Raw genomic sequence first — 25,694 nt, 5'->3', positions numbered from 1 at the left:
CGCAAGGTCCGCGCTGCGGACCGCGTACCCGTCCATGGCCGAGGCGACCCGCATCATGACGGGCGCGCCCGTGCCCGACTGGTGCGACGCCGTCGTGCCCGTGGAGCGGACCTCGACGCGTCGCTTCACACCCGGTGCGCCCCTCGACCCGACCATCCAGGTCGACGCCCCCTCGCGCGCCAACATCCGCCGCCGCGCGGAGGACGTCGCGATCGGCGACCTCGTGGCCGCGGCGGGCGCCCCGACGACCGCGCGGCTCGTCTCCGCGGCCGCCTCGGCGGGCCACGCGACGCTGCCCGTGCACCGCGTCCCGCGCGTCGCGGTGCTGTCGACGGGCAGCGAGCTGGTCCCGGTGGGGACCGCGCCAGGCCCGGGCCAGATCCCCGACTCCAACTCGCTCCTGCTCGCGGCGTGCGTGCGCGACGCGGGAGGCGTCCCGGTGCGCGTGGGGGCGGTCCCGGACACGGCCGAGGCGCTGCGCGCGGTGCTCGACGACGTCGCTCCCCACGTGGACCTGATCGTCACGTCGGGCGGGGTCAGCGCGGGCGCGTTCGACGTGGTCAAGGAGGTCCTGAGCGGTACCCAGGACGCGGCGCTCCCCCCGGCGCAGGGCCCTTCCGACGTCCTGCTGGTCGCGGTCGGCATGCAGCCCGGCAAGCCGCAGGCCGCGGCGCGCTGGCGCGGGACGCCGATGCTCGGGCTGCCGGGCAACCCCGTGAGCGCGTACGTGTCGTTCCGGGCGTTCGTGCGTCCCGCGGTTCGCCGGCTCGCGGGTCACCTCGACCCGGCCGAGCCCCTCGTCGAGCGCATCGCCGAGGAGGGGTGGCGATCGCCCGCAGGGCGCCAGCAGTTCCTCCCGGTGCGTTTCGTCGGGGACGACGGCGTGGCACCGGTCGGGCCCGGCGCCCACCACGTCTCGGCCCTGACCCGGGCCGACGCGATCGCGGTCGTGCCGCCCGAGGTCGAGGCGGTTGGGCCCGGCGACACCGTGCGTGTCATGGTGATCGCATGAGCGAGTTCACGCACCTCGACGAGCGCGGCCACGCCCGCATGGTCGACGTCACCCTCAAGCAGCCCACCGTCCGCTCGGCGACCGCGACGGCCGTCGTCCGCTGCGGCCCCCACATCGTCGCGGCGCTGCGATCGGGCGAGGTCCCCAAGGGCGACGTGCTCGCGGTCGCGCGCATCGCGGGCATCCAGGGGGCCAAGAAGACGGCCGAGCTGCTGCCGCTCGCGCACATCATCGGGGTGCACGGCGCGACCGTGGACCTCGACGTCCAGGACCACGGGGTGGAGATCAGCGCGACCGTACGCACCGCAGACCGCACGGGGGTCGAGATGGAGGCGCTCACGGCCGTCGCGGTGGCCGGCCTCGCGGTCGTGGACATGGTCAAGGGGCTCGACAAGTCGGTCGAGCTGAGCGACGTCCGCCTCCAGGCCAAGACGGGCGGCAAGTCGGGCGACTGGGTGCGCTCGGTGTGAGCACCTCCCCGCCGCCGGAGGTCCTCGCGTTCGACGCCGTCGTGCTCGCGGGGGGTCGTGCCCGGCGTCTGGGCACGTCCAAGCCGCAGCTCGTCGTCGACGGCGCCCGCCTGCTCGACCACGTGCTCGCGGCGACCCGTGACGCGCGGGCGACGGTCGTCGTCGGGCCTGCCGACCTGGCCTCGCCCGCGTACGTCCTCACGCGCGAGGACCCGCCGTTCGGCGGTCCGGTCGCGGGCACCGCGGCGGGCCTCGCCGCCCTGCCCGACGGCGCCGCCCCCTGGGTCCTGCTCCTCGCCTGCGACGTCCCGCGCGCCGCGGAGGCCGTGCCGCTGCTCGTGGCGAGCGTGGCCGGCGCGCCCCGGGCGAGCACGAGCGGCGACGTGGTCGACGGCGTGCACCTCGCGGCCGGCGGGAAGGCCCAGTGGCTCGTGGGCCTGTACCGGCGTGAGGCGCTCGACGCCGCGGTGGCCCGCGTCGCACTGGAGGTCCCGGTCGGCGACCGGTCCGGTGGGGCCCCGTCCGAGGGCGCTCGCACGGGGGCGGCGGGCGGTCCCTCTCCGTCGGGCCTGCACGGCGCTCCGGTCCGCCGCCTCGTCTCAGGGCTGAGACTCCTGGAGGTCGAGGACGTGGACGGCCTGAGCACCGACGTCGACACGTGGCAGGATGCGGAGTCATACGCGCACCGTCGCGCGCAGAGCAGTACTCCGAGTCACGACCTGCACGGATCATCGGGAGGCATGGCATGAGCAACCTCGAGCGTTGGGTGGACGCCCTCGTCGACGAGTTCGACCTGGACCGCGAGGCGGTGGACATCGGAGCGATCCTCGACCTGGCCCGGGACGCCGCGCACCGCGTGGAGCGGCCCGCTGCACCCTTGACGACGTTCATCGCGGGGTACGTCGCCGGGCTCTCGGCGGGCGAGGGGGCAGACCACCCCGGCCTGGACGCCATGGAACGGGCGACCGAGCTCGCGCTCGCGTGGGACGTCGAGGCGACGCTCGACGAGGTCGTCGAGGAATCCGCAGACCCCGCTGGGACCGCTGGGACCGAAGGCGCAGCGAGCCCGGCAGATCCCTCGCTCGAGAGGGCGTGACGTGCCGCAGGTCCGCTACTTCGCGGGGGCCGCTGAGGCGGCCGGGATCGAGACGGAGTCGCTCCCGGGCGCCTCGGTCGGCGAGCTCTTCGCCGCGATGACCACGCGCCACCCCGCGCTCGCCGAGGTGCTGCCGCGCTGCTCGGTGCTCGTGGGCGGCGTGCGGACGGCGGACCACGGCGTCGCGCTGGCCGACGACCAGCAGGTCGACGTGCTGCCCCCCTTCGCGGGCGGCTGACGGACAGGATCGGTCGGGGGCGGCGGCTGCCGGAAGCTAGTGGTCCCCACCCGCGAGCTGCGAGAACACGTGCGGCAGCAGCGGCTCGAGCACGGTCCACCCGTCCCGCACCCCGCCCGGCGACCCGGGCAGGTTCACGACGAGCGCGCGCGTCCCGTGCGCGGCGGGCGCGGTCCCGACGATCCCGCGCGAGAGCACCGCGCTGGGCACCACGGTTGCGCCCCGACGCCGGATCGCCTCGGCGACGCCCGGCAGCTCCTGGTCGACGACCTCGGCCGTACCCTCGGGCGTGTGGTCGCGCGGGCCGATGCCCGTCCCGCCCGTGGTGACCACGAGGCGCGCCCCCTCGACCAGCGCCGAGGTGAGGGCGCCGCGGACGGAGTCGACGCCGTCGGGCACCAGACGGAGCGTGACGCGCTCGAAGCCTCCCGTCTCCAGGAGCGAGACCAGGAGCGGGCCCGACCGGTCGGTCGACTCGCCGCGCGAGCCCCGGTCGGAGACCGTGACGACGGTGACCGGCAGGTGGGCGAGGGGGAAGCCCGCGGAGGGCCCGTCGAACGAGGTCATGAGAGCACCGTAGACAATCGCGCGGCGCGGGGCGACGGAACCGTGCTCGTCGGGCGGAGGCGACCGGACCTGGGCATACTGCGAGGCAGACGAACGTACACGCACGGTCCTGCTCGCCCCAGGAGGTCGCATGTCGCAGTCCACCGTCCCCGGCCCGGGCACCGCCGCCCGCGCCGCGGGCGCCGCACGCCCTGAGTCCCCCGGAGGCGGTGGTGAGGACGCGCTGCTCCGGCTCGGCAAGCACCTGCGCCGCGGAGAGGTCTCGCCCGACCTGCGGCAGCTGTTCCTCCAGGGCGGCCGCGAGGGCGATGTCTTCTACCGGGACCGGTGGTCGCACGACAAGGTGGTGCGCTCGACGCACGGCGTGAACTGCACGGGCTCGTGCTCGTGGAAGGTGTACGTCAAGGACGGCATCATCACGTGGGAGACGCAGCAGACGGACTACCCGTCGGTCGGCCCGGACTCGCCCGAGTACGAGCCGCGCGGCTGTCCGCGCGGCGCGGCCTTCAGCTGGTACACCTACTCGCCGACGCGGGTCCGGTACCCGTACGTGCGCGGCGTGCTGCTGCGCGCGTTCCGCGACGCCAAGGCACGCACGGGCGACCCCGTGCGGGCGTGGGCCGAGGTCACGGGCGACCCGGAGACCGCGCGCGCGTACAAGCAGGCACGCGGCAAGGGCGGCCTGGTCCGGGCGTCGTGGGACGAGGCCGCGGAGATCGTCGCGGCGGCCCACGTTCACACGATCAAGACCTACGGCCCGGACCGCATCGCGGGCTTCTCGCCCATCCCGGCGATGTCGATGGTCTCGCACGGCGTGGGCGCGCGGTTCATCTCGATGCTGGGCGGCGCGATGCTGTCCTTCTACGACTGGTACGCGGACCTCCCGGTCGCCTCGCCGCAGGTGTTCGGCGACCAGACCGACGTGCCCGAGTCGGCCGACTGGTGGAACTCCTCGTACTGCATCATGTGGGGCTCGAACATCCCCGTGACCCGCACGCCCGACGCGCACTTCATGGCCGAGGCGCGCTACCGCGGCCAGAAGGTGATCGTGGTCTCGCCCGACTACGCGGACAACACCAAGTTCGCGGACGAGTGGCTCGCGGTGCACCCCGGCACCGACGGCGCGCTGGCTCTCGCGATGGGTCACGTCATCCTGCGGGAGTTCCACGTGGAACGTCGCACGGCGCCGTTCGTGGACTACCTGACGAGGTTCACGGACTCGCCGTTCCTCGTGACGCTCACGCCGAGCCCGGCGGGCAGACCGGGCACAGCGGGCACAGCGCCCGACGGCGCCGCCCGCCCCGCGGGGGACGTCACCTACGTCCCGGGCAAGTTCCTCACCGCGGCCGACCTGGCCGACGACGTCCTGCCGGGCGCCGCGAGCGCCGCGAACGCGGCCTTCAAGCCCGTCCTGCTCGACGCCGACGGCTCGCCCGTGATCCCGAACGGCACGCTGGGCCACCGGTTCGGCGAGGCCGACGAGGGGAAGTGGAACCTCGACCTGGAGGGCGTCGAACCGCTGCTGTCGGTCGCGGACGGCCACACGACCGCCGGGCCCGACCTGCTGACGGGAGCGGCGCCGTCGGGCCCGGGTGGCACTCGGGTCGAGACCGTGCGCGTGGACCTGCCGCGCTTCGACCTCTCGCCCGACCCCGACCTGGGCGAGACCGGGCGGCACACCGGCGGCGCGGGCTCGGTCACGCGCGGCGTGCCGGTGCGGCGCGTGGGCGGGCACCTGGTGACCACGGTGTTCGACCTGCTGCTGGCCCGGTACGGCGTGAACCGGGAGGACCTGGACCTGCCCGGCGAGTGGCCCACGGGCTACGACGACGCGGACTCCCCCGGCACCCCGGCGTGGCAGGAGCAGTTCACGGGGGTCCCGGCGGCGGCGGCCGCACGGATCGGCCGCGAGTTCGCGGACAACGCCGAGAGGTCGGGCGGGCGCTCGATGATCATCATGGGCGCCGGCGCCAACCACTGGTTCCACGCCGACACGATCTACCGGGCCATGCTCGCGCTGACGACCATGACGGGCTGCCAGGGCGTCAACGGCGGCGGCTGGGCGCACTACGTCGGGCAGGAGAAGTGCCGGCCCGTCACCGGGTGGGCGCAGTACGCGGGCGGCCTGGACTGGTCGCGGCCCCCGCGCCAGATGATCGGCACGGCGTTCTGGTACGTCGCGACCGACCAGTGGCGCTACGACGGGCTGCCCGCCGACGCGCTCGCGACACCGCTGGGCTCGGGCATGTTCGCGGGCCGGACCACGGCCGACTGCCTGGTCGAGTCCGCGCAGCGCGGCTGGATGCCCAGCTACCCGACGTTCGACCGCAACCCGCTCGACCTCGTGGACCAGGCCGAGGCGGCCGGGGCCGAGCCTGCGGACTACGTGGTCTCCGAGCTGCGCAACGGCGCGCTCAGGTTCGCGGTCGAGGCCCCCGACGCCCCCGAGAACTTCCCGCGCTGCGTCACGGTGTGGCGGGCCAACATCCTGGGGTCCTCGGGCAAGGGCAACGAGTACTTCCTCAAGCACCTGCTCGGGACGGACTCCGCGGTGCTCGCGGACGAGTCCGCGCCGGGGCGGCGCCCGCAGTCGATCGAGTGGGCCGAGGAGGCGCCGCGCGGCAAGCTCGACCTGCTCACGACCCTCGACTTCCGCATGACGAGCACCACGCTGTTCTCCGACGTCGTGCTGCCCGCGGCCACCTGGTACGAGAAGCACGACCTGTCCACGACCGACATGCACCCGTTCGTGCACTCGTTCAACCCCGCGATCAGCCCGCCCTGGCAGACCCGTACCGACTTCGACATCTTCCACACGATCGCGAAGAAGATCAGCGAGTACTCGGTCGAGCACCTGGGCGTGCGCAAGGACCTCGTGGCCGCGCCCCTGCTGCACGACACCCCGGACGCCATGTCCGTGCCGCACGGCACGATCGTCGACTCGGGCGCGGGGTCGGCGTCCCGGCCCCTCGTCCCGGGCGTGACCATGCCCAAGCTCGTCGTGGTCGAGCGCGACTACCCGGCGTTCGCGGACCGCATGGCCTCGCTCGGCCCGCTCACCGAGAAGCTCGGCATGGTCACCAAGGGCGTCCAGTTCTCGCCCGGCGAGGAGGTGCGGGTCCTGGGGCAGAAGAACGGTCTCGTGCCCTCGGGCCCCGCGGCGGGGCGCCCGCGGCTCGACAAGGACACGCACGCGTGCGAGATGATCCTGGCGCTGTCGGGCACGACCAACGGTCGCCTCGCGGTCCAGGGGTTCGAGCACGTCGAGAAGCGCACGGGCGTCGAGCTCGCGGACCTCGCGCGCGACGAGCAGGGCAAGCGCGTCACGTTCCCCGACGTCCAGTCCCGCCCGACGACGGTCATCACCTCTCCCGAGTGGTCCGGCTCGGAGCACGGGGGTCGGCGGTACACCGCGTTCGCGATCAACGTCGAGCGGCTCAAGCCCTGGCACACCCTCACGGGGCGCCAGCACTTCTTCCTCGACCACGACTGGATGACCGAGCTCGGTGAGCAGCTGCCCGTGTTCCGGCCGCCGCTCGACATGCACCGCCTGTTCCCCGACTCCCCGCCTCTGGGCGACCGCTCCCCGAGCGGGTACCCCGGCTCGGAGGGCCAGGCCGAGGTCGCGGTGCGGTACCTGACCCCGCACTCCAAGTGGTCCATCCACTCGGAGTACCAGGACAACCTGTTCATGCTCTCGCTCTCGCGCGGCGGGCCGAACGTCTGGATGTCGCCGCGCGACGCCGACAAGATCGGGGTCCGCGACAACGAGTGGATCGAGGCGTACAACCGCAACGGCGTGGTCGTGGCCCGGGCCGTGGTCTCGCACCGCATGCCCGAGGGCACGGTCTACATGCACCACGCGACCGACCGCACGATCGACGTCCCGCTCGCCGAGACCTCGGGGCTGCGCGGCGGCATCCACAACTCGCTGACACGTGTGCTGCTCAAGCCCAGCCACCTCGTCGGGGGCTACGCGCAGCTGGCCTTCGCGTTCAACTACCTGGGCCCCACGGGCAACCAGCGCGACGAGGTCACGACGATCCGCCGCCGCTCGCAGGACGTGACGTACTGATGGGCGCCCCGCAGAGGCGACTGGGCCCCCGTCGCCGTCCGCTGACGTACCGATCCGACCAGGAGGTGGCACCGTGCGCGTGATGGCTCAGATGTCGATGGTCATGAACCTCGACAAGTGCATCGGGTGCCACACGTGCTCGGTCACGTGCAAGCAGGCATGGACGAACCGCACGGGCGTCGAGTACGTGTGGTTCAACAACGTCGAGACGCGGCCCGGGCTCGGCTACCCCCGGACCTACCAGGACCAGGAGAAGTGGCAGGGCGGCTGGGTCCGGACCAGGCGCGGCAAGCTCAAGCTCCGCGCGGGCGGGCGGGCCAAGAAGCTCGCGACGATCTTCTCCAACCCCAAGCTCCCCTCGATCCACGAGTACTACGAGCCGTGGACGTACGAGTACGACATGCTGCTCTCGGCCCCGCAGGGCCCGCACACCCCCGTCGCGAAGCCCAAGTCGCTGCTCACGGGCGAGGACATGAAGATCGAGTGGTCGGCCAACTGGGACGACGACCTGGGCGGGTCCAAGGAGACCATGCAGGACGACCCCATCCTGCAGCACATGAGCGAGCACGTGGCCTCGGAGTTCGAGCAGACGTTCATGTTCTACCTGCCCCGCATCTGCGAGCACTGCCTCAACCCGGCGTGCGTCGCGTCGTGCCCGTCGGGGGCCATGTACAAGCGGGCCGAGGACGGGATCGTCCTGGTGGACCAGGACCAGTGCCGCGGGTGGCGCATGTGCGTCACGGGCTGCCCGTACAAGAAGGTCTACTTCAACCACAAGACCGGCAAGGCCGAGAAGTGCACGCTGTGCTACCCGCGCCTCGAGGTCGGCCTGCCCACGGTCTGCTCCGAGACGTGCGTGGGGCGCCTGCGCTACCTGGGCCTGGTCCTGTACGACGCCGACCGCGTGACCGAGGCCGCGTCGGTCGAGGACGAGCACGAGCTCCTCGAGTCCCAGCGCTCGGTGTTCCTGGACCCGCACGACCCCGAGATCGTCGCCGCAGCCCGGGCCGAAGGGATCCCCGAGGACTGGATCGCGGCCGCCCAGGCCTCCCCGATCTGGGCCCTCATCCAGAAGTACCGCGTGGCGCTGCCGCTGCACCCCGAGTACCGGACCATGCCCATGGTCTGGTACATCCCGCCGCTGTCGCCCGTGGTCGACGTGGTCGGCTCGTCGGGCAACGACGGCGAGGACCCGCGCACCCTGTTCGCGGCGATCTCCAAGCTCCGCATCCCGCTCGAGTACCTCGCAGGGCTGTTCACCGCGGGCGACACCGTGCCGGTCGAGCGCACGCTGCGCCGACTCGCTGCGATGCGCTCCTACATGCGCGACATCAACCTGGGCGAGGAGCCCAACGAGGCCATCGCCCGCGCGGTCGGCATGACGGGCACCGAGATCCAGGAGATGTACCGCCTGCTCGCGATCGCCAAGTACGAGGACCGCTACGTCATCCCCACGGCGCACCAGGAGATCGCGCGCGAGCTCGAGGAGATCAGCTGCTCGCTCGACTTCGACGGCGGCCCCGGGATGGGCGGCATGGGCGGCGCCGGGCCGTTCGGCTCGTCGAGCGGGACACCGGTGCCCGTCGCGGTCGAGAACTTCCACGTCCTGCAGGCCCGCCAGACGGCCGACTCCCCCAACGGTCCGTCGACCTCGGGGCGCGTCAACCTCCTCAACTGGGACGGCAACGGCCGGCCCGCGGGCCTGTTCCCGCCGGGCACTCCCGACGGGGCCGAGGGGCCCGGGCGGGACACGTCCGACGACGGAACGGCGGCCCGATGATGGGCCTGTTCACGAGGTCGCCCTCGACCACGTTCCTGCCCCGCCCGACGGCGCGCACCCCGCTCCTGGAGCCCCTCGCCCCGGTCCGGGCCACGCCCGCGCAGCGGCGCACCACCCACATGGCCGCCTCGCTCCTGCTCGACTACCCCGACGCCGGGACGCTCGCCGCCGCGCGCGAGGTGCGCGACGTCGTCGGGCAGCTTCCCGACGCCGTGCAGGCGCGGCTCGACGCGTTCCTCGACGACCTCGAAGCCGGCGACCCCGCGGCGCTCGAGGCGCGCTACGTCGCGACGTTCGACCTCAAGCGCAAGTGCTCGATGTACCTCTCCTACTACGCCGCCGGGGACACCCGGAAGCGCGGCATGGCGCTCGTGCGGTTCGTGCAGGCCTACCGCGCGGCCGGGTGGGAGGTCGACGGCGAGGAGCTGCCCGACTACCTCCCCATGGCCCTCGAGTTCTCCGCGCGCGCCCGGTCCCGCGACGAGGAGCGCATCGCCGCGGGCCTGCTCGGCTCGCACCGCCAGGGCATCGAGGTGCTGCGCTCTGCGCTCGCCGCCATGGCCAGCCCGTACGCGCTCGTGGTCGAGGCCGTGAGCCTGACCCTGCCCCCGCTCGACGCCGAGACCGAGCGGCGGTACCTCGAGCTCGTGACCTCCGGGCCGCCGACCGAGATGGTCGGGCTGTCGGCCATGGGACCGCTCGAACCCTTCGCCCCCACTGGGGCGCCCTCCGAGGAGGTACGACGATGAACGGTGCGAGCACGGGGAGCATCCTGCTGTGGGTGGTCTTCCCCTACGTGACCTTCGCGGTGTTCGTCGTCGGGTCCGTGTGGCGGTACCGGTACGACAAGTTCGGCTGGACCACGCGGTCGAGCGAGCTCTACGAGAAGAAGCTGCTGCGGCTCGGGTCGCCCATGTTCCACTTCGGGCTGCTGTTCGTGATCCTCGGGCACCTCATGGGCCTCGTGATCCCCAAGACGTGGACCGAGGCCGTAGGGATCAGCGAGGGCGCCTATCACTTCGTCGCGACGTACATGGGTGCGCTCGCCGCGCTCGTGCTCGTCGCGGGGCTCCTCATCCTCATCTACCGCCGACGGACCACGGGCCCTGTCTTCCTCGCGACCACGCGCATGGACAAGGTCATGTACGTGTTCCTCGCGGCGTCGATCGTGCTCGGGACGTGGGCGACGGTCCAGACCCAGCTCCTCGCCGCGAACCACGGGTACGACTACCGCGAGACCATCTCGCCGTGGTTCCGCTCGCTCTGGTACCTCCAGCCGCAGCCCGAGCTCATGGCAGGCGTGCCCGCGGCGTTCCAGCTCCACATCGTCGCGGCCAACCTGCTGTTCATCCTGTGGCCCTTCACCCGGCTCGTGCACGCGTTCTCGGCGCCCGTGCCGTACATGTTCCGGCCATACATCGTGTACCGCTCGCGCGACGCCGCCGTGGCGTCCCGTGAGCCGCGGCCCGGCTGGGACCCGTCGGAGCGGCCGGGCCCGTAGGTCGGTGCTTCTTGTCCGCGTCTTTGCGGGCGGAGAAAGGGGCCGCTATTTCGTCGGGAATAGCGGCCCCTTTCTCCGCCCGCAAACACAGACGGGGATCCCGTGGCCTAATCCCGACCGGTCGGTAGTTGATTCCGGAACCTCTTGAGCACCGGTGGACAAACTCCTCGCAATACCACTACGTTGGGTCACGTCCAGTAAGTAAGGGCCGCTGCGCAACGTCGTGCGCGGCCCCGACGAAAGGTGCATCGATGCATCGCAAGTCAGCAGGGGGAGCGATCGGCCTGCTCATGGCCGCCGCTCTGATCTTCGTTCCGGCAGGTAGCGCAAGCGCCGTCACGATCAGCGGCACGGGAGACTGCCCCGGGGGTCGCTTTCAGGTGACGACCGGCACCTCCAAGTCCTTTGTCGGTGTGAACTCTGGCGGCACCTACAAGAGCGCTTCCACGTCGAACGGGAGCATCGCCACCGCGAAGGCTCGCAGCGGTGTTGCGGGCGCTGTCCGCTGGAGCGTGTCGAACAACCTGACGACCAACCCGGGTTGGTCCTACACCTGCAGCGTGTAGCAGCTCACCGGTGGGGATGGCTTCTCGACGTCCCGGGGAACCATCCCCACCATCCTTCGCTGCGATCCGTCCCGACGGTTCCGATCACCCCGAAGGCCCAGTATTCTCCAGCCCGGTCACGCTGCTGTTTGGTCGGCCTCATCCACGACGGAGGCTCCCGATGAGCACCTCATTTTCCGCCGCACGACTCGGCAGCTCGATCCTGCTTTCTGCAGTACTTCTCGCCTGCGCGGCCTGCACACCCGCTCCACCACAGCAAGCTCCGGACGCCCCCTACACACCGCCCGCGTGGATGGCCGAGCAGCGACAAACCACAGAAGCCTTCACCGCCCTCCAAGAAGCCTGCGCCCGCGAGAACGGATATGCAGTGACGACAGAGATCGACGGAGGAGTCTCGATCGATCTGTCCAGCACGCCACCTGAACAACAGAAGGCTTTCGCTACGGTCCTGGAGGGCTGCTACGACAATGCCGTCGAGCAGATGGGAGAGCAGGATTTCCCCACGGCAGACGTGTTCTACGACCGCGTCGTCGACACGCACGGCTGCCTGCTCGCCGAGGGACACTCCCCGTCCAACCCGCCGAGCCGCGAGACCTGGATCGATTCCTTCAACCAGGCCGACACGGTCGACGTCTGGTCACCGTACGCCGCACTTCTCGAGGCCGAGCCGGAGATCTCCGAGGACGAGTGGTACCGGCTCAAGTCGATCTGCGTCGAGGACGGCATCGTCTACACGACCGAGTTCGCAGGGGACATGCCCAACGGGTGATCGTCGCGTGATCGGCCCACCGGAGCCCGACGGACGGGGACCATCCGGCTTCTCGATCCTGGCTGGTCCCCCTCCGGTGAGACGTTCGCGGTGGGCCGGCTCGTGGATGACGGCAAGGAGCCGGACGCCGAGCGGCTGCGTCTCGACCGGGCAGGTGCTCCGCGCGCCCAGCGCGACCGAACGCTCGACGATGAACGGAAGATCATGACACGCAGGTGGGGGGCCCGTGCGGCCTGGGTTCTGGTGGTGCTGCTCGCTGCAGCGGGCGGGCTGTGGGCGGGCCGTGCGACGTTCGCGCCGCCGTCGGTACCCGAGGCCGATTCGACGGTCCCGCTCTACACCGTGCGGGAGGAGACGGTCGGCAACTCGATGTCCTTCCCCGTCGCGGCCCGTTGGGACAAGGCACCGCTCGGGACGGGCGCGGCGACCGGGACGGTGACCTCGCTCGAGGTCGCCGAGGGGGACACGGTCGCGGCCGGGGACGTCCTGTACACCGTGGATCTGCGACCGGTCGTCGTGATGTCCGGCACGGTCCCCGCCTTCCGCGACCTCGCAGAAGGCGCCGAGGGGGCGGACGTCCGACAGCTCCAGGAGTTCCTCCGTGACGCCGGATATCTCGAGGTCCGCACCCCGGACGGAGAGTTCGGGGTGGCGACCACGACCGCGGTCAAGACGTGGCAGAAGAGAGCCGGGGTCGAGCAGGACGGTGTGGTCCGAGCGGGAGACGTCGTCTTCGCGAGCCCCCTGCCCGCCCGCGTGGTCCTCGACGAGGCGGTCACGGTCGGTGCTCAGCTCGCCCCCGGACAGCCCGTGGTGTCCTCGCTCGGCCTGACCCCGACGTTCGTCATGGAGCTCGCGGTCGACCAGGCACAGGTCGTCCCGACCTCGGGCCCCGTGTCCGTGACCGGAACCGATGTCACCTGGGACGGGGTGATCGCCTCGGCGACCACGACGTCCGACGGCCTGCTCGTCCTGACCCTCACGGCCCACGACGGGGGTCCGCTGTGCGGCACCGGGTGCGGCGGCGTCCCCGTGGCGGAGAAGGACGCGCTGTTCACCGGGAACATCATCACGGTCGAGGCGTCCACGGGCCCCACGGTGCCCGCCGCGGCCGTGGGAACCCTGGCGAACGGCGACGCGTTCGTCGTCGCCGAGGACGGGACGCAGGTCCCCGTCACGATCCGGTCCCAGGGCAACGGCCGCGCCGTCGTCGACGGCATCGCGGTGGGCGACGCCGTGCGCCTGTTCGGGGAGAAGAACCCGGCCGACGCCCGGGACACAGCGAGCACCTCGGGCTCCTCGGTCCCCGAAGACTCCGCAGCGACCGACGGATCCGCCCCGTGACCCTCGCGACGAGCGACCTGACGTTCGCCTACCGCAAGGGCTCGGCGCCTGTGATCGAGAGCCTGACGACGGCGTTCGCGCCGGGCGCGCTCACGGCCGTCACGGGCCCGTCGGGGTCCGGCAAGTCGACGCTGCTCTACATCCTGGCGCTCATGCTGCGCACGACGTCGGGCGAGGTGCTGTGGGACGGCCGGCCCGTCACCGCGCTGCCCGACGCCGAGCGATCGCGCCTGCGGGCCGCGGACGTCGGCTTCGTCTTCCAGGACGCGATGCTCGACCCGGCCCGTACCATCACCGACAACGTCTGCGAGGGGGCCCTTTTCGCGGGTATGCCCGCCCGGACAGCCCGCACACGCGCCGCGGCCCTGCTCGACCGGTTCGGCGTGGGGCACCGGGCGACACACCGTCCCGGTGAGATCTCGGGCGGTCAGGCTCAGCGCGTGGCCTTGTGCCGAGCGTTGCTGACCTCGCCACGCGTGGTGTTCGGCGACGAACCCACGGGCAACCTCGACCACGCGTCGGCCCGCATCGTGTGGGACGCCCTGCACGTCCACGCCCGCGACGGGGCGACGGTCGTCATCGCGACCCACGACGAGCAGCTCGCGGCCGAGGCCGACCACCGGTTGGTCCTCGCATGAGCTCCCCCGAGCAGCAGCTCGCACCCCCCGTACCCGAGCCGCTCCCGGCCACGCCGGACCTCCTGACGGGTGCTGCGCCGTCGGGCACGGTGGAGCGGACGCCCACGGGGCGGTGGCCCGGGACACCCCGCCCCTCCCGGCTCCTCGCGGACGGCGTGAAGTCCGCACTGGCCCAGCCCGTCGCGACCGCGACCGCGGCACTCGTCGTCGCGATCGTGTGCCTCGTGGTGTTCGCGACCACCGGGCAGTCCGCGGCCGCCGAGCGAGCCGTCATGGACCGCATCGACGGCGCGGGCACTCGGCTCGTCACGGCGTTCGACCAGTCGGGCAACGCCCACATGCAGGCGCGCGGGGTCGAAGACCTTGCTCGCCTCGACTCCGTGAGCTGGGCGTTCGCGCTGGGTTCGGTGACCGACGTCCGCAACGCCGACACCGGAGGGCTGTCGCCCGGGGTCGCGCTGCGCCCCCTGTTCGGCGGGCTGCCGCCCGCGCTCGAGGTCATCACGGGACGCGCGCCACGCGAGGGCGAGGCGGTGGTCGGGGTCGACGCCGCCCGCACGCTCGGACTTGCCGACGGGGTCGGGATCGTCACCGACGGTCCGCGCTCGTGGCCCGTGGTCGGGGTCTACGAGGCGGCGGGACCGCTCGCGTCGCTCAGCAGCGGCGTCCTCGTGCCCAGCCCGACGACGCCGCTCCCCCCCAGCGGTCCCGGCACCTCCGCGGGCGCCGCCCCGCCCGTCGAGGCCCGCTACCTCTACGCCATGGCGACCGACGTAGGCGCGGTCGACCCGCTCGCCGCAGCCCTGCCCGCCGTCGTGCCCGCGGCCGAGCCCCGCCAGATCACGGTCGAGACGCCCGACGGTGCGCTCGTGCTGCGCGAGGTCGTCGCCGGGGAGCTCGGCGCCTCGTCGAGGCAGCTCATGGCCGTGGTGCTCGGGGTGGGGCTCGCGCTCATCACCATCACGATGCTCGGGGCCGTCGCGGGCAGGCGTCGTGACTTCGGTCGGCGACGCGCGCTCGGGGCGACCCGCACCGCGATCATCGTGCTCGTGCTCGTCCAGACAGGAGCCGCCGCGCTCGCCGGGGTCGTCCTGGGCGTCGGGGGCGGGCTCGCCGTCGTGCACCGCCTCACGGGGAACCTGCCCGACCCGACGTTCACAGCCGGGGTCGCGACCCTCGCGGTCCTCATCGCCCTCGCGGGGGCCGTGCCGCCCGCACTGGCGGCGGCCCACAGGGACCCGGTACGGATCCTGCGCGTCCCCTGACCCCCGAGGCCAGCTCGCGCGCAACAGCTCAGGCAGGCCGTCTGCGCGGCTTGAGCCGCACGTCCGGCAGGACCGGGGCCGGCAGCGGCCCGCCGTCGTACCCCACGACCTCTCCGAACCGGCGGCCCGACGCCCCCGCGGCGTACCGCGTGCCGCCGTCTCCAGGGACCGGCACGGGCACCTTCGCCCCGCCCGCTGCGGGCACGCCCGGCTCGTCGCCCTGGGCGACCTCGACCTGGGCCATCCAGTCCGCGCGGGCGGCCGCGACCTCGTCGTGCGAGCGGCCCACGAAGTTCCACCACATGACGATCTCCTCGGCGAACGGCTCACCGCCGATCAGCACAGCGCGCACGGGGCGCTCACCCGCCGACACCGTCACCGTCGAGCACCCCGGCTCGACGTAGCCGAGCGACGCGACCGGCACGGCAACGCCCTCGAACGACGCGTCGCCCGCATCGACGAGCAGCGCGTGCTCGAACCGCGGATCCACCTCGACCTGGACCGAGACCCCCGCTGGCAGGTCGACCTGCGCCCCGACCAGGGGCGTGAAGACCGTCGCGGCCGACCGCAGCTCGACGCCGCCCACGCTCAGCGAACCCACGAGCACCTGGACACGCTCCCCTCCCGGCCCGCTCCACAGGGGCAGGTCGCCGTGGTGCTCGAAGAACGGCTCGTCGCCGAGCCGGTCCCCCGGCAGCGCGACCCACAGCTGCACCCCGTGCAGCAGAGGCGGCCGGAGGCCCGCGGGCGACTCCTCCGAGTGCGAGATGCCCCGCCCGGCCGTCATGAGGTTGAGCTCGCCCGGCCGTACGGTCTGCAGCGAGCCGACCGAGTCGCGGTGCAGGATCTCGCCCTCGAAGAGCCAGCTCACGGTCTGCAGGCCCGTGTGCGGGTGCGGGGGCACCTGCATACCGTCTGAGGTCGAGACGTCGTCGGGGCCGTAGTGGTCCAGGAAGCACCACGCACCCACGAGCGAGCGAGCGCGCTGCGGCAGGGTGCGGCGCACGTCCATGGCGCGGGTCCCGCCGAGCGGGACCTGGCGGTGGTCGAGGATCTCCACGCGCGGTGGGGTGCCGGGGGTGCCCGACGACGGAGCATGGCTCCCCGCGGCGCACACCTCTTCGCGGGGCCGGGTCTCGAGGTTGCTCATGGGTCGAGCGTAGGCGCGCGCCCGGACCGGGGCCCACCCGGGCGTGCGAGGGGCCCGTGACTCAGCGAGGCCCCCGACAGCTGCCGGGGGCCTCGCTGATGACCGTGTGCCCTGTGCGGTCGGCCGCAGGGGTAGGCCGGCCGGGCTCCGCGTCGACGTCGCGGCTCGACGCCTCCCCCGCGACGCACCGAAGTCCGCCCCGGTCTCCTTGGGAGGTGTCTCTCACGATCGGTCTTCCGGTCCGCTGGAGACCTGCGTCGTCACCCGCAGCTCGGGGCCTTGCGGCCACGAGACGTCCCACCGTTTTCCGGTCGACCAGGGTCCCTCGGGGTTGTGGTTCCAGCGTCCTTGCCGGTCCGTCCTCCCGTGCGGGAGAGCGTCGTCGGGGCTGCCTCGTCCGTACCCGTCGGAGCCAACACTGTCGTTTCTAGTCCTGTGCTGGGGCCCGCGGCAAGACCTCCGCACGAGGTATTTCTGCCCGGGCCGAGACCACAGGTTCGTCCACAACCGGAGGCCCGGCCTCACGGAGTTACCCACAGGCTTGTGCACAGAATCTGTGGATAACTCTGGGGGGCGGGTCACACCCAGAAGCGGGCCGTGCTCACCGCCGCGATGCGTTCGTCCACCTCCGCGGACGTCACCTCGAAGCCGCCGTCGTCCACGAGCACGCCGGCCGCCCGCCCCTGCAGGACCGACGCGAGCCGGGCCACCGAGGCCCGCATCCGCGAGCGCGCGATGAGGTGCAGGCCCGACGGCTCCTCGACCTCGAGCTCGTACGGGTCCGCCGGGACCCAGCTCATGCGGTACGCGAACGGGCCGTACTCGCGCCAGTCCAGGGCACCTAGCACCGCCGGGACCACGTCCACCTTGCGCACCACGACCCGCAGCGCGCCGTCGTAGGCCGTCTCCCCGTCGAGCGCGTAGTCGACCAGACGGTCCGGGCGCTCCACGACCTCCACGACGCGCGCGCCCGGGACCACGGTCTGGAGCGAGCCGAGCGCGGCATCAGGGGTCAGGGCCTGCGCGCTGTAGAGCGTCAGGTCGACCGCAGCCGCGGGCTCGGGCGCGAGCGGCACCGCGCCGTCGACGAACAGCGTGCCCCCGACCTTGCGCGCAGCGGCCACCATCCACCGCAGCACCCGCAGCTCCACGTCGTCCGGGAGCCCCGCGGCGAAGACCCGGGCGAGGCCGTCGCGGTCGTCGACCTCGGCCGGGAGCCGGTCGCGCGACCGGTGCGCCACGCGCACGGCCCACAGCTCGGCGACCGACGAGGCCAGGTCCAGCGCGAGCGACTGCGGCGCCGGGACCACGAACGGCCCCACGACCTCCACACCCTCGGTGAGCCGCAGCACCCCGGGGCGGCGGACGTCGTCGGGCACCACGCCGCGGAAGCGGGCACCTGCCATGGGACGCTCCGCCGGACCGCTCGACGGCTCGCTGACCCACCCCGCCTCCGGGAACCAGGCCGTGGCGAGCGCCTCGATCCCCGGACGCGCCACGCCACGCGAGCGCGGCAGCGCGAGCAGATGGTCACTGCTGTACATCTCGGGGACCGACCCCGTCAGAGGAAGCGTCATGACGTGACGCTAGACGGGGCGACGACCGCCAAGAATGCCGGGAGGTTACGGGCGTGGGTCGTGCGCGGGACGCCGGGCGGGCCGACGGGGCTCGTCCTGGCCTGGGCGGGCCGGGTGGCCTGACGGTCGCACGGGCGGACGTCAGGTGGTCGACGCGCCCACGTCGTGCAGGTGGTGGACCACGTCGTGCAGGAAGTACTGCCCGAGCGTGCGGACCGTGAAGACCGAGCCGTTCGAGCGACGTCCCGGGCGCTCCCAGTCGTCGGGTCCGACGGCGTCGAACCGGCCCGCGACCCGGTCGCCCGCGAACGCGAGCTCGCGCGACAGCACCTGCGGGTCCTGGCTCGCGTAGTCGCCCTCGACCGCGGCGGCGTCCTGGTCCCAGTTGGCGAACTGCGGGTCGTCACCCTCGACCATCGACGCGAGCCGCACGTCGAAGATGCCGAACACGTCGCGCACGTGCGCCGCGTACTCGAGCGGGGACCACGTGTGCTCGTCCGGGCGCAGCGTCGCGTCGGGACGCTCCAGGACCTCCTGCCACCGCGGGACGGCTGCGCGTACCGCGGGGCCCACCTGGTCCGGGTCCACGCTCGACGACACGAATCCGCACTCCGGGCACGGGCGCTCGAGCACCCACGTCCAGTCCTTGGTGTCCGGGGTGATCCCCGTGGGGTCCTGCGGGGCGGGCGGGGCGGGCGTCGTCGTCATGCACGGAATGGTAGGCCCGCGCCCGGCGAGCGTGAACCCCTGCCCGGTGCTCAGGCAGCAGGTGGCGGGATCTCGTCGAGGAGCAGGACGTCGAGAGGCTCCTGCATCCACTCCGTGAACGGGACGCCATGGATCAGGTCGAACAACGCGTCCTCGCCCGCTGCGAAGGCCGCGGGGGACTCCCACGTGGTGGTGACCACGATCCGCTCGCCGTCGCCCTCGGACCACACCACGGCCTCGACGATGCCCGAGAGCTCCCGCGCGGCCCCGGTCACGCGCTGGAGGTACGCCACGGTCGCCCCCCGGAACTCGTCCTTGGGGCGGTGCACGATGACCTGCGTGAACATCGGCGGCCCTCCCCAGGTATCCGATCCAACGCTACGGTTCCCGCCAGGGCCCGGGGAAGCGCCCGACAGGGTGAGATCCTGGACGTCACCCCGCCCGGGCCCCGTCCCCCATCTGCTCGAGGGTCCGGCCCTTGGTCTCGGGGAGGAACCGCAGCACGAAGAACACCGCGAACGCCGAGATCGCCGCGAACGTCCCGTACGTCGCGGGCAGCCCCCATGACTCGCTCACGACGGGGAACGAGCGCGTCACGCCGTAGTTCACGAACCACTGCACGGCCGTCGCGACCGCGAGCGCCGTCGCGCGGATCGAGTGGGGGAACATCTCGCCGAGCAGGACCCAGCCGAGCGGCCCCCACGTCAGGCCGAACGAGACGACCATGAGGTTCACGGCCACGAGCGCGGTCATGGCCCACACCTGCGGGAAGACCAGCTCGCCCGAGGCCGACGTCGTCGCGTGCCCGAACGCGAAGGCCGTGACCGCGAGCGAGACCGCCATCCCGACCGACCCGGCCGCGAGCATGGGTCGGCGCCCGAACCGGTCCGCGAGCCCGATCGCGACGACCGTCACGGCGATGTTGACCGCTGCGGTCACGAGCGACATGGTCAGGGCTCGCGACTCGGTGAAGCCTACCGACTCCCACAGGGACGTCGAGTAGACGAACACCGCGTTGATGCCGCTGAGCTGGATGAGTGCCGCCACGCCCAGCCCGATCCACACGATGGGCTTGAGACCCAGCGCCGAGCCGCGCAGGTCGCGCAGCGACGTCGTCGCGTGCTCACCGATCGAGGCCCGGATCTCGTGCACCGCGTCGTCGACCTCGCGGTCACCGACACCCGTGAGGCGCTGCAGGACCGCCTTGGCCTCGTCCTCGCGCCCCTGGGACACCAGGTAGCGGGGCGACTCGGGCAGGCGGAACGCCGCGAGCGCGTAGAGCGCGGCGGGGACGAGCTCGGCGAGGAACATCCAGCGCCAGGCCGGGAGGCCGCCCCACAGCTCGTGCGCCGCACCGCCGGCCGCGCGGGCCATGGCGAGCCCGGCCGCGAGCGCCACGAAGATCCCGATCGTGATGAAGAGCTGCTGGAGCCCCCCGAGCCGCCCGCGGGCCCGCGCCGGGGCGACCTCTGCGATGTAGGCCGGGGCCATGACCGAGGCCGCGCCGATCCCGACCCCCGCGAGCAGGCGCACGGGCAGCAGCAGAGCGACCGACGGGGCGAAGGCCGCGAGCACCGCGCAGACCCCGAACAGGAGTGCCGAGAGGACCATGACCTTGACGCGCCCGAGGCGCTCCGAGACCGACCCTGCGAACCACGCCCCCACCGCGCAGCCCAGCAGCGACAGCGAGGCCACCATGCCCCGCATGCTCGCGGTCAGCTCGAAGTGCTCGCTCAGCGCACCGACGGCCGAGTTGACGACCGAGGTGTCGAACCCGAACAGGAGCCCGCCGAGGGCCGCCGCGAGGCACGCGAGCACGACCCGGCCGGGGACGCGGGCGGGGACGGGCGGGGCCACGGGTGGTTCGGGGGTCATGGTCGGAACACTGCCATGCGACGGGTGGCCGGGCACGGTGGCGAGGTGTGATGCGCGGCGGGTGCGAGCGGCGTGCGCGGGAGGCGTACGGTCCGGGGCGCCGGGCGGTGGGTTCGGGCGCCGTCCGCGGGGGACGTACGGTCCTGGGCGCCGGGCGCGTCGCGAGGGCCGCAGGCCTGATGAGCCGCGAGGAGCACGGGCGCCGATGAGTTGTCAGAACTGAGCCGGGGTATGCCCCGGCTCAGTTCTGACAACGAATCCTCGGCCGTGCGACCTGTCAGAACCTGCCAGGTGCATGGCCCGGCTCAGTTCTGACAACTCGTCGGAGCACCCGGGCCCGCCAACTCGTCAGAGCACCTGGCCCTCGAGCGCCGCCGACTCCTCGTCCGAGAACAGCCTCGAGCGGATCATGAACCGCACGCCCTCGGGCGCCTCGACGCTGAACCCCGACCCCCGTCCCGGGACCACGTCGACCGTCAGGTGCGTGTGCTTCCAGTACTCGAACTGGTTGCGGCTCATCCAGAACGGCACGGTGAACGTGGGTCCCCCGGCCCGCGTCTCGTCGCCCGCGAGACCCGGTGCCCCCGCAGGCTCCGACAGCACGTGCCCCGAGACGGCGGCCGACAGCACCGTCGCCGCCCTTCGGGGTGCCGTCGGCCCGGGGTCCGGCGCCGCGGGACCCGGGGGCACCACGAGCGCAGGGTCGTCCGACAGTCCTCCGAGCGGCAGGGCGTCGGGCACGTCGGCCAGGGCCGAGTACGAGTCCGTGACCACCAGGTCCCCCAGGTGCACGTCGGCGTCCGACGTGAGGAACTCCCCCTGCGGGTAGCACATGGGCGACGAGCCGTCGCAGCACCCGCCGGACTGGTGGAACATGAGCTCGCCGTACTGCACGCGCAGCCGTGCCAGGAGCTCGGCAGCACCCTCGGTGAGGGTCACCCGCTCGGGCGGCTCGCCGGCCGGGAGGCCCACCGCCCCGCCCGGCACGATCCCCACCGCCCCCGGTGCGGTGACCTGCGGGGCGGGCGTGACGTCGTCGGGCATGGTTCCTTCTTCCCTCGTGGCGGACGGTCCGGACGGTGCGCTACACCGCGTGCGGGCCCGGGACTCCCCCGGACCCGCACGTGGTGGCCTGCGCCAGGCCTAGAAGAAGCCGAGCTTCGAGGCCGAGTAGCTGACCAGGAGGTTCTTGGTCTGCTGGTAGTGGTCGAGCATCATCTTGTGGTTCTCGCGGCCCACGCCCGAGCCCTTGTACCCGCCGAACGCCGCCGCCGCGGGGTACGCGTGGTAGCAGTTCGTCCACACGCGGCCCGCCTGGATCTCGCGGCCCGCCCGGTAGGCGATGTTGGCCTCGCGCGACCACACGCCCGCGCCCAGGCCGTACAGGGTGTCGTTCGCGACCGTGATCGCGTCGTCGAAGTCCGCGAAGTCCGTGACCGCGACGACGGGCCCGAAGATCTCCTCCTGGAAGATGCGCATCGAGTTCTTGCCCTCGAAGATCGTCGGCGTCACGTAGTAGCCGCCCGCGAGGTCGCCGCTCATCTCCGCCCGCGTGCCGCCCGTGAGGACCTTGGCGCCCTCGGCCTTGCCGATGTCGATGTAGCTGAGGATCTTCTCGAGCTGGTCGTTCGACGCCTGCGCGCCGATCATGGTCTCGGTGTCCAGGGGGTTGCCCTGCTTGACCGCCTTGGTCCGCTCGATCGCGTCGCCCAGGAACGAGTCGTAGATCGACGACTGGATGAGCGCGCGCGACGGGCACGTGCACACCTCGCCCTGGTTGAGGGCGAACATGGTGAACCCCTCGAGGGCCTTGTCGTAGAAGTCGTCCTTCTCGCGCGCCACGTCCTCGAAGAACAGGTTGGGCGACTTGCCGCCCAGCTCGAGCGTGACCGGGATGATGTTCTGGCTCGCGTACTGCATGATGAGCCGGCCCGTCGTGGTCTCGCCCGTGAACGCGATCTTGCGGATGCGCGGGCTCGACGCGAGCGGCTTGCCCGCCTCGACCCCGAACCCGTTGACCACGTTGAGGACGCCCGGGGGCAGCAGGTCCCCGATGATGTCGATCAGGAACAGGATCGACGCGGGCGTCTGCTCGGCGGGCTTGAGGACCACGCAGTTGCCCGCCGCGAGCGCGGGGGCCAGCTTCCACACCGCCATGAGGATGGGGAAGTTCCACGGGATGATCTGCCCCACCACGCCCAGCGGCTCGTGGAAGTGGTAGGCGATGGTGTCCTCGTCGATCTCGGAGATCGAGCCCTCCTGCGCCCGGATCGCGCCCGCGAAGTAGCGGAAGTGGTCGATCGCGAGCGGGATGTCCGCGGCGAGCGTCTCGCGCACGGGCTTGCCGTTCTCCCACGTCTCGGCGACCGCGATCTTCTCGAGGTTGGCCTCCATGCGGTCGGCGATCTTGTTGAGGATCACGGCGCGCTCGGTCGCCGTGGTCTTCCCCCAGGTGCGGGCGGCGCCGTGCGCGGCGTCCAGCGCGCGGTCGATGTCCTCGGCCGTGCCGCGCGCGACCTCGGTGAAGGTGCGGCCCGTGACGGGGCTCGGGTTCTCGAAGTAGCGGCCGCTCGCCGGGGCGACGTACTCGCCACCGATCCAGTGGTCGTAGCGGGACCTGTACTCGGCGATCGCCCCGGGGGTACCGGGTGCTGCGTAGACGGTCATGTGCGTCTGCCTCCTTGCAGTGCTCCGTGCCGTGCGCGGCCCGCGTGGTGTCGGCTGCCTGCCGGCCGACGCGGTCCGCAGCCCGTGGCGCACCGTTGCGCCGGGCTGGTCAGGACGCTACGGGCGCCAGGGTTGCAGGAGGGTTGCAGTCACGGTGTCAGATCGAGCGCGGGTCGGTCCGGGAGGGCGCCTCAGCCCAGCGCGCGGTCCAGCAGCGCGAGACGCGCCCTCGCGCGCGCCGCTGCGGGGCTGCCAGGTACGGCCAGTCCCGCGAGCCGACGCCACGCCGCGTGGTCGTCGGCGCCCTCGTCGCTCGCGAGCCAGCGCCCCACGGCCCCCGGGTCGCCCGACGCGAGGATCGCCCCTCGCACCTCGGCCGAGAGCTCGTCGCGCAGCTGCTCGACGCCCGGCGCGACCGACCTCGGCAGCACGGGACCCGCGTACGCGGTCAGCGCGCCGTGCACGTCGCCCACCGCGAGCAGGTCGCGGACCGTGTCGAGGTCCGTGCGCAGCGGCCCGCCCAGCCGGTACGGCCGCGATCCGCCCAGCAGCGGCCCCGCGGCCCGCCGCAGGCGCGACACCTCGGCCCGCACCGTGACGTCCGACAGCTCGCCCGGGTGCAGCAGCACGGCCAGCTCGTCCGCACCGAGCCCCCGCGGGTGCGCGGCGAGCAGCAGGAGGATCTCGCTGTGGCGAAGGCTCAGGCGGCCCGACGGCGCAGCGTGCGTACCGCCGTCGGGCACCGTCGCGTACGTGGCCGGGCCGGGCCACCCCGCGGCTGCCCCCGGTGCCGCGCGCAGGACGCCGCCCGAGCGGCCCAGGACGTCGAGCTGCGGGGCGCTCGCGGCCCCCGCGAACCGACCGCCGGGCGCGACGTGCTCGGCGAGCTCGCGCTCGACCGCCGCGACCGACGCCCGCACGAGCGAGAGCACGAGCCCCGACCCCGCGACCCGGCCTCCCGTGACGTCCAGGACACCCAGGACACGGCCCGTGTGCAGGTCGCGCACGGGCGCGGCCGCGCAGTTGAACGACTGGACGGGGCGCGTGAAGTGCTCGGCGCCCAGCACCTGGACCGGGCGGCCCGTGGCGAGCGCGGTGCCGGGAGCGTTGGTCCCGACGCGCTCCTCGCGCCACACCGCCCCCTCGACGAACCCGATGCGTCCTACCTGGTCGCGCACGCTCGAGCTGCCCTCGACCCACAGGAGGCGGCCGGCGTCGTCGGTCATCGCGACGACCGCGCTCTCGCCCGCGAGGCCCGCGACCAGGAGGTCGCGCACGATCGGCATGGCCCGTGCGAGCGGGTGCTGCGACCGGTAGGCGCCGAGGTCGAGGTCGGTGATCGACGTGTCCGGCTGGGGCGAGTCGGGGTCCACGCCGCTGCGTGCGCTGCGGCGCCACGACTCGGCCACGAGGGGACGGACGCCGGGCGGGAGCGCCCCCGTGCTGAGGAAGGCCTCGCGGGCCGCGCGGACGGATGCGGGCCGGGGCGTGGCGCCCGGGCCGGGGCGTGCGGCGGGACCGTCGGAGCGGGCGGGTGCACGATGGTCGGTCATGGTCGCCTTCCTCCGACGTCCTTGTCGGGTCGATCCGGGGCTGCTGCCAGTGTAGGCAGCCGCGCCGCCGGGAGGGCTCAGGAGCCGCAGGATCTCGCGAATTAGCATTCTGACAGCAAGTGCCTATGATGTCAGCATGCCGAAGATCATCGGCGGTTCGCTCCACGAGCACCGCGCACAGACCCGTCAGAAGCTCTTCGCGGCGCTCTCGAACCTCATGATGGACCGCGGTTTCGACGCGATCTCGCTCGCGGACATCGCCGCCGCGGCGGGCGTGGGACGCACCGCGGTGTACAACCACTTCCCCGACAAGGAGTCGCTGCTCCTGGGGTTCATCACGCACGAGACCGAGCAGTACGTCGGCACCCTGGAGCGCGCGCTCGAGGGGGTCGACGACCCGGTCGAGCAGCTCCGCACCTACATCCGCCAGCAGGCACAGCTCAAGCGCGTCTTCCACCTGGCCCCCGGGCCGGACCTGCGCACCGTGCTCTCGCGCGGCACGCAGCAGCGCCTGCGCGAGCACGCCGTGATCGTCGAGGACACGCTGCGCCGCATCCTGACCGCGGGCATCGCGTGCGGCGAGTTCCCCGAGCAGGACCTCGGCACCACGGTCCAGCTCGTCAACGCGTGCCTCTCGGGCCGCCTCATCCCCGAGGACCCCGCCCAGCGCGAGCGCGCGATCGAGGCCACCGAGGCGTTCGTCCTGCGGGCCGTCGGGACCCAGGAGCTCGTGGCCGGTTGAGGTTGACACCCCGCACGACCGGCTGCGAGCCTGCGGCGTGACCCCGACCGCCCCGGCCCCCGCGGCCCGCGCCCTCCCCGCCCCGCCCCCCCCCCCCCCCC

General features: G+C 72.8%; 24 protein-coding genes. 15 read left to right on the top strand and 9 right to left on the bottom strand.

Features of this window, described 5'->3' with window-relative positions; translation table 11 throughout:
• From OERS_RS17710 to OERS_RS17690, 5 genes are all read left to right on the top strand, one after another.
• Positions 1-1,012 (top strand): molybdopterin molybdotransferase MoeA (locus OERS_RS17710; protein WP_139107925.1); only part of this gene is annotated, 1,012 nt, incomplete at its 5' end.
• Positions 1,009-1,482: a cyclic pyranopterin monophosphate synthase MoaC gene (gene moaC, locus OERS_RS17705; RefSeq protein WP_056644764.1), complete on the top strand. Its 474-nt coding sequence runs from the start codon at positions 1,009-1,011 to the stop codon at positions 1,480-1,482. The genes OERS_RS17710 and moaC, both read left to right, overlap by 4 nt.
• Positions 1,479-2,231, top strand: coding sequence for a molybdenum cofactor guanylyltransferase (mobA, locus tag OERS_RS17700; protein ID WP_248948724.1), 753 nt, complete (start codon positions 1,479-1,481; stop codon positions 2,229-2,231). Before moaC ends, mobA begins: the two co-directional genes overlap by 4 nt.
• The gene (locus OERS_RS17695; protein ID WP_068627417.1) at positions 2,228-2,578 is read left to right on the top strand and encodes a DUF6457 domain-containing protein; all 351 of its coding nucleotides are present in this window, start codon (positions 2,228-2,230) and stop codon (positions 2,576-2,578) included. The genes mobA and OERS_RS17695 overlap by 4 nt, the downstream gene beginning before the upstream one ends.
• A 1-nt stretch (position 2,579) precedes the next feature.
• On the top strand, positions 2,580-2,816 hold the full coding sequence (locus OERS_RS17690; RefSeq protein ID WP_068627416.1) for a MoaD/ThiS family protein: 237 nt from the start codon (positions 2,580-2,582) through the stop codon (positions 2,814-2,816).
• A gap of 36 nt (positions 2,817-2,852) precedes the next feature.
• On the opposite strand, the gene OERS_RS17685 is transcribed toward OERS_RS17690, so the two are convergent.
• Positions 2,853-3,383: a MogA/MoaB family molybdenum cofactor biosynthesis protein gene (locus tag OERS_RS17685; protein WP_068627415.1), complete on the bottom strand. Its 531-nt coding sequence runs from the start codon at positions 3,381-3,383 to the stop codon at positions 2,853-2,855.
• 130 nt (positions 3,384-3,513) lie between these two features.
• On the opposite strand from OERS_RS17685, the gene OERS_RS17680 reads away from it, so the two are divergent.
• The 9 genes from OERS_RS17680 to OERS_RS17645 all read left to right on the top strand — a co-directional run bounded on the left by OERS_RS17680 (position 3,514) and on the right by OERS_RS17645 (position 15,321).
• On the top strand, positions 3,514-7,458 hold the full coding sequence (locus OERS_RS17680; RefSeq protein ID WP_083201592.1) for a nitrate reductase subunit alpha: 3,945 nt from the start codon (positions 3,514-3,516) through the stop codon (positions 7,456-7,458).
• Positions 7,459-7,531: 73 nt separating this feature from the next.
• Positions 7,532-9,238 (top strand): nitrate reductase subunit beta, encoded by a 1,707-nt coding sequence (gene narH / locus OERS_RS17675; RefSeq protein ID WP_068627414.1) that lies wholly within the window; start codon positions 7,532-7,534, stop codon positions 9,236-9,238.
• Positions 9,235-9,987: a nitrate reductase molybdenum cofactor assembly chaperone gene (gene narJ, locus OERS_RS17670; RefSeq protein WP_248948722.1), complete on the top strand. Its 753-nt coding sequence runs from the start codon at positions 9,235-9,237 to the stop codon at positions 9,985-9,987. Before narH ends, narJ begins: the two co-directional genes overlap by 4 nt.
• On the top strand, positions 9,984-10,739 hold the full coding sequence (gene narI / locus OERS_RS17665) for a respiratory nitrate reductase subunit gamma (RefSeq protein WP_068627412.1): 756 nt from the start codon (positions 9,984-9,986) through the stop codon (positions 10,737-10,739). Before narJ ends, narI begins: the two co-directional genes overlap by 4 nt.
• 251 nt (positions 10,740-10,990) lie before the next feature.
• On the top strand, positions 10,991-11,305 hold the full coding sequence (locus OERS_RS21290; RefSeq protein ID WP_139107924.1) for a hypothetical protein: 315 nt from the start codon (positions 10,991-10,993) through the stop codon (positions 11,303-11,305).
• Between the two features lie 160 nt (positions 11,306-11,465).
• On the top strand, positions 11,466-12,074 hold the full coding sequence (locus tag OERS_RS21285) for a hypothetical protein (RefSeq protein ID WP_139107923.1): 609 nt from the start codon (positions 11,466-11,468) through the stop codon (positions 12,072-12,074).
• A 204-nt stretch (positions 12,075-12,278) separates the two neighbouring features.
• Positions 12,279-13,418, top strand: coding sequence for a peptidoglycan-binding protein (locus tag OERS_RS17655; RefSeq protein WP_139107922.1), 1,140 nt, complete (start codon positions 12,279-12,281; stop codon positions 13,416-13,418).
• Positions 13,415-14,056, top strand: coding sequence for an ABC transporter ATP-binding protein (locus OERS_RS17650; RefSeq protein WP_068627409.1), 642 nt, complete (start codon positions 13,415-13,417; stop codon positions 14,054-14,056). Before OERS_RS17655 ends, OERS_RS17650 begins: the two co-directional genes overlap by 4 nt.
• Entirely contained in the window at positions 14,053-15,321 is a 1,269-nt protein-coding gene (locus tag OERS_RS17645) for an FtsX-like permease family protein (protein WP_083201591.1), read from the top strand. Before OERS_RS17650 ends, OERS_RS17645 begins: the two co-directional genes overlap by 4 nt.
• 28 nt (positions 15,322-15,349) lie before the next feature.
• Here OERS_RS17645 and OERS_RS17640 read toward each other — a convergent pair whose 3' ends face one another.
• The 8 genes from OERS_RS17640 to OERS_RS17600 form a co-directional block, all read right to left on the bottom strand.
• On the bottom strand, positions 15,350-16,471 hold the full coding sequence (locus OERS_RS17640; RefSeq protein WP_068627408.1) for a pirin family protein: 1,122 nt from the start codon (positions 16,469-16,471) through the stop codon (positions 15,350-15,352).
• A gap of 578 nt (positions 16,472-17,049) precedes the next feature.
• Positions 17,050-18,048, bottom strand: a complete 999-nt coding sequence (locus tag OERS_RS17635; protein ID WP_056644746.1) for a hypothetical protein — start codon at positions 18,046-18,048, stop codon at positions 17,050-17,052.
• A 141-nt stretch (positions 18,049-18,189) separates the two neighbouring features.
• On the bottom strand, positions 18,190-18,756 hold the full coding sequence (locus tag OERS_RS17630; RefSeq protein WP_068627407.1) for a DinB family protein: 567 nt from the start codon (positions 18,754-18,756) through the stop codon (positions 18,190-18,192).
• Positions 18,757-18,806: 50 nt separating this feature from the next.
• Positions 18,807-19,103, bottom strand: a complete 297-nt coding sequence (locus OERS_RS17625) for an antibiotic biosynthesis monooxygenase (RefSeq protein WP_056644741.1) — start codon at positions 19,101-19,103, stop codon at positions 18,807-18,809.
• Positions 19,104-19,188: 85 nt separating this feature from the next.
• A complete protein-coding gene (locus tag OERS_RS17620; protein ID WP_068627406.1) occupies positions 19,189-20,631 on the bottom strand; it encodes a sugar porter family MFS transporter in 1,443 nt (480 codons plus the stop codon).
• Positions 20,632-20,979: 348 nt separating this feature from the next.
• Entirely contained in the window at positions 20,980-21,675 is a 696-nt protein-coding gene (locus OERS_RS20815) for a DUF779 domain-containing protein (RefSeq protein ID WP_082849267.1), read from the bottom strand.
• A gap of 99 nt (positions 21,676-21,774) precedes the next feature.
• Positions 21,775-23,298 (bottom strand): aldehyde dehydrogenase, encoded by a 1,524-nt coding sequence (gene adh / locus OERS_RS17605; protein ID WP_056644733.1) that lies wholly within the window; start codon positions 23,296-23,298, stop codon positions 21,775-21,777.
• A 191-nt stretch (positions 23,299-23,489) separates the two neighbouring features.
• On the bottom strand, positions 23,490-24,851 hold the full coding sequence (locus tag OERS_RS17600; protein WP_068627405.1) for a sigma-54-dependent transcriptional regulator family protein: 1,362 nt from the start codon (positions 24,849-24,851) through the stop codon (positions 23,490-23,492).
• A gap of 136 nt (positions 24,852-24,987) precedes the next feature.
• On the opposite strand from OERS_RS17600, the gene OERS_RS17595 reads away from it, so the two are divergent.
• On the top strand, positions 24,988-25,593 hold the full coding sequence (locus OERS_RS17595; protein ID WP_056644728.1) for a TetR/AcrR family transcriptional regulator: 606 nt from the start codon (positions 24,988-24,990) through the stop codon (positions 25,591-25,593).
• Positions 25,594-25,694 lie beyond the last annotated feature (101 nt).

This window comes from Oerskovia enterophila, assembly GCF_001692445.1.
GTDB classification, from domain to species: domain Bacteria; phylum Actinomycetota; class Actinomycetes; order Actinomycetales; family Cellulomonadaceae; genus Oerskovia; species Oerskovia enterophila.
This window is presented reverse-complemented; position numbering and strand designations above follow the sequence as displayed.

Bases quoted from the DNA above. Each gene is read 5' to 3' on its own strand.
- OERS_RS17625 (WP_056644741.1), bottom strand. From the start codon at position 19,103: ATGTTCACGCAGGTCATCGTGCACCGCCCCAAGGACGAGTTCCGGGGG.
- OERS_RS17685 (WP_068627415.1), bottom strand. From the start codon at position 3,383: ATGACCTCGTTCGACGGGCCCTCCGCGGGCTTCCCCCTCGCCCACCTG.
- OERS_RS17680 (WP_083201592.1), top strand. From the start codon at position 3,514: ATGTCGCAGTCCACCGTCCCCGGCCCGGGCACCGCCGCCCGCGCCGCG.
- OERS_RS17635 (WP_056644746.1), bottom strand. From the start codon at position 18,048: ATGACGCTTCCTCTGACGGGGTCGGTCCCCGAGATGTACAGCAGTGAC.
- OERS_RS17620 (WP_068627406.1), bottom strand. From the start codon at position 20,631: ATGACCCCCGAACCACCCGTGGCCCCGCCCGTCCCCGCCCGCGTCCCC.
- OERS_RS17600 (WP_068627405.1), bottom strand. From the start codon at position 24,851: ATGACCGACCATCGTGCACCCGCCCGCTCCGACGGTCCCGCCGCACGC.
- OERS_RS20815 (WP_082849267.1), bottom strand. From the start codon at position 21,675: ATGCCCGACGACGTCACGCCCGCCCCGCAGGTCACCGCACCGGGGGCG.
- OERS_RS17595 (WP_056644728.1), top strand. From the start codon at position 24,988: ATGCCGAAGATCATCGGCGGTTCGCTCCACGAGCACCGCGCACAGACC.
- OERS_RS17630 (WP_068627407.1), bottom strand. From the start codon at position 18,756: ATGACGACGACGCCCGCCCCGCCCGCCCCGCAGGACCCCACGGGGATC.
- OERS_RS17695 (WP_068627417.1), top strand. From the start codon at position 2,228: ATGAGCAACCTCGAGCGTTGGGTGGACGCCCTCGTCGACGAGTTCGAC.
- OERS_RS21285 (WP_139107923.1), top strand. From the start codon at position 11,466: ATGAGCACCTCATTTTCCGCCGCACGACTCGGCAGCTCGATCCTGCTT.
- OERS_RS17655 (WP_139107922.1), top strand. From the start codon at position 12,279: ATGACACGCAGGTGGGGGGCCCGTGCGGCCTGGGTTCTGGTGGTGCTG.
- OERS_RS17640 (WP_068627408.1), bottom strand. From the start codon at position 16,471: ATGAGCAACCTCGAGACCCGGCCCCGCGAAGAGGTGTGCGCCGCGGGG.
- OERS_RS17645 (WP_083201591.1), top strand. From the start codon at position 14,053: ATGAGCTCCCCCGAGCAGCAGCTCGCACCCCCCGTACCCGAGCCGCTC.
- narJ (WP_248948722.1), top strand. From the start codon at position 9,235: ATGATGGGCCTGTTCACGAGGTCGCCCTCGACCACGTTCCTGCCCCGC.
- moaC (WP_056644764.1), top strand. From the start codon at position 1,009: ATGAGCGAGTTCACGCACCTCGACGAGCGCGGCCACGCCCGCATGGTC.
- narI (WP_068627412.1), top strand. From the start codon at position 9,984: ATGAACGGTGCGAGCACGGGGAGCATCCTGCTGTGGGTGGTCTTCCCC.
- OERS_RS21290 (WP_139107924.1), top strand. From the start codon at position 10,991: ATGCATCGCAAGTCAGCAGGGGGAGCGATCGGCCTGCTCATGGCCGCC.
- adh (WP_056644733.1), bottom strand. From the start codon at position 23,298: ATGACCGTCTACGCAGCACCCGGTACCCCCGGGGCGATCGCCGAGTAC.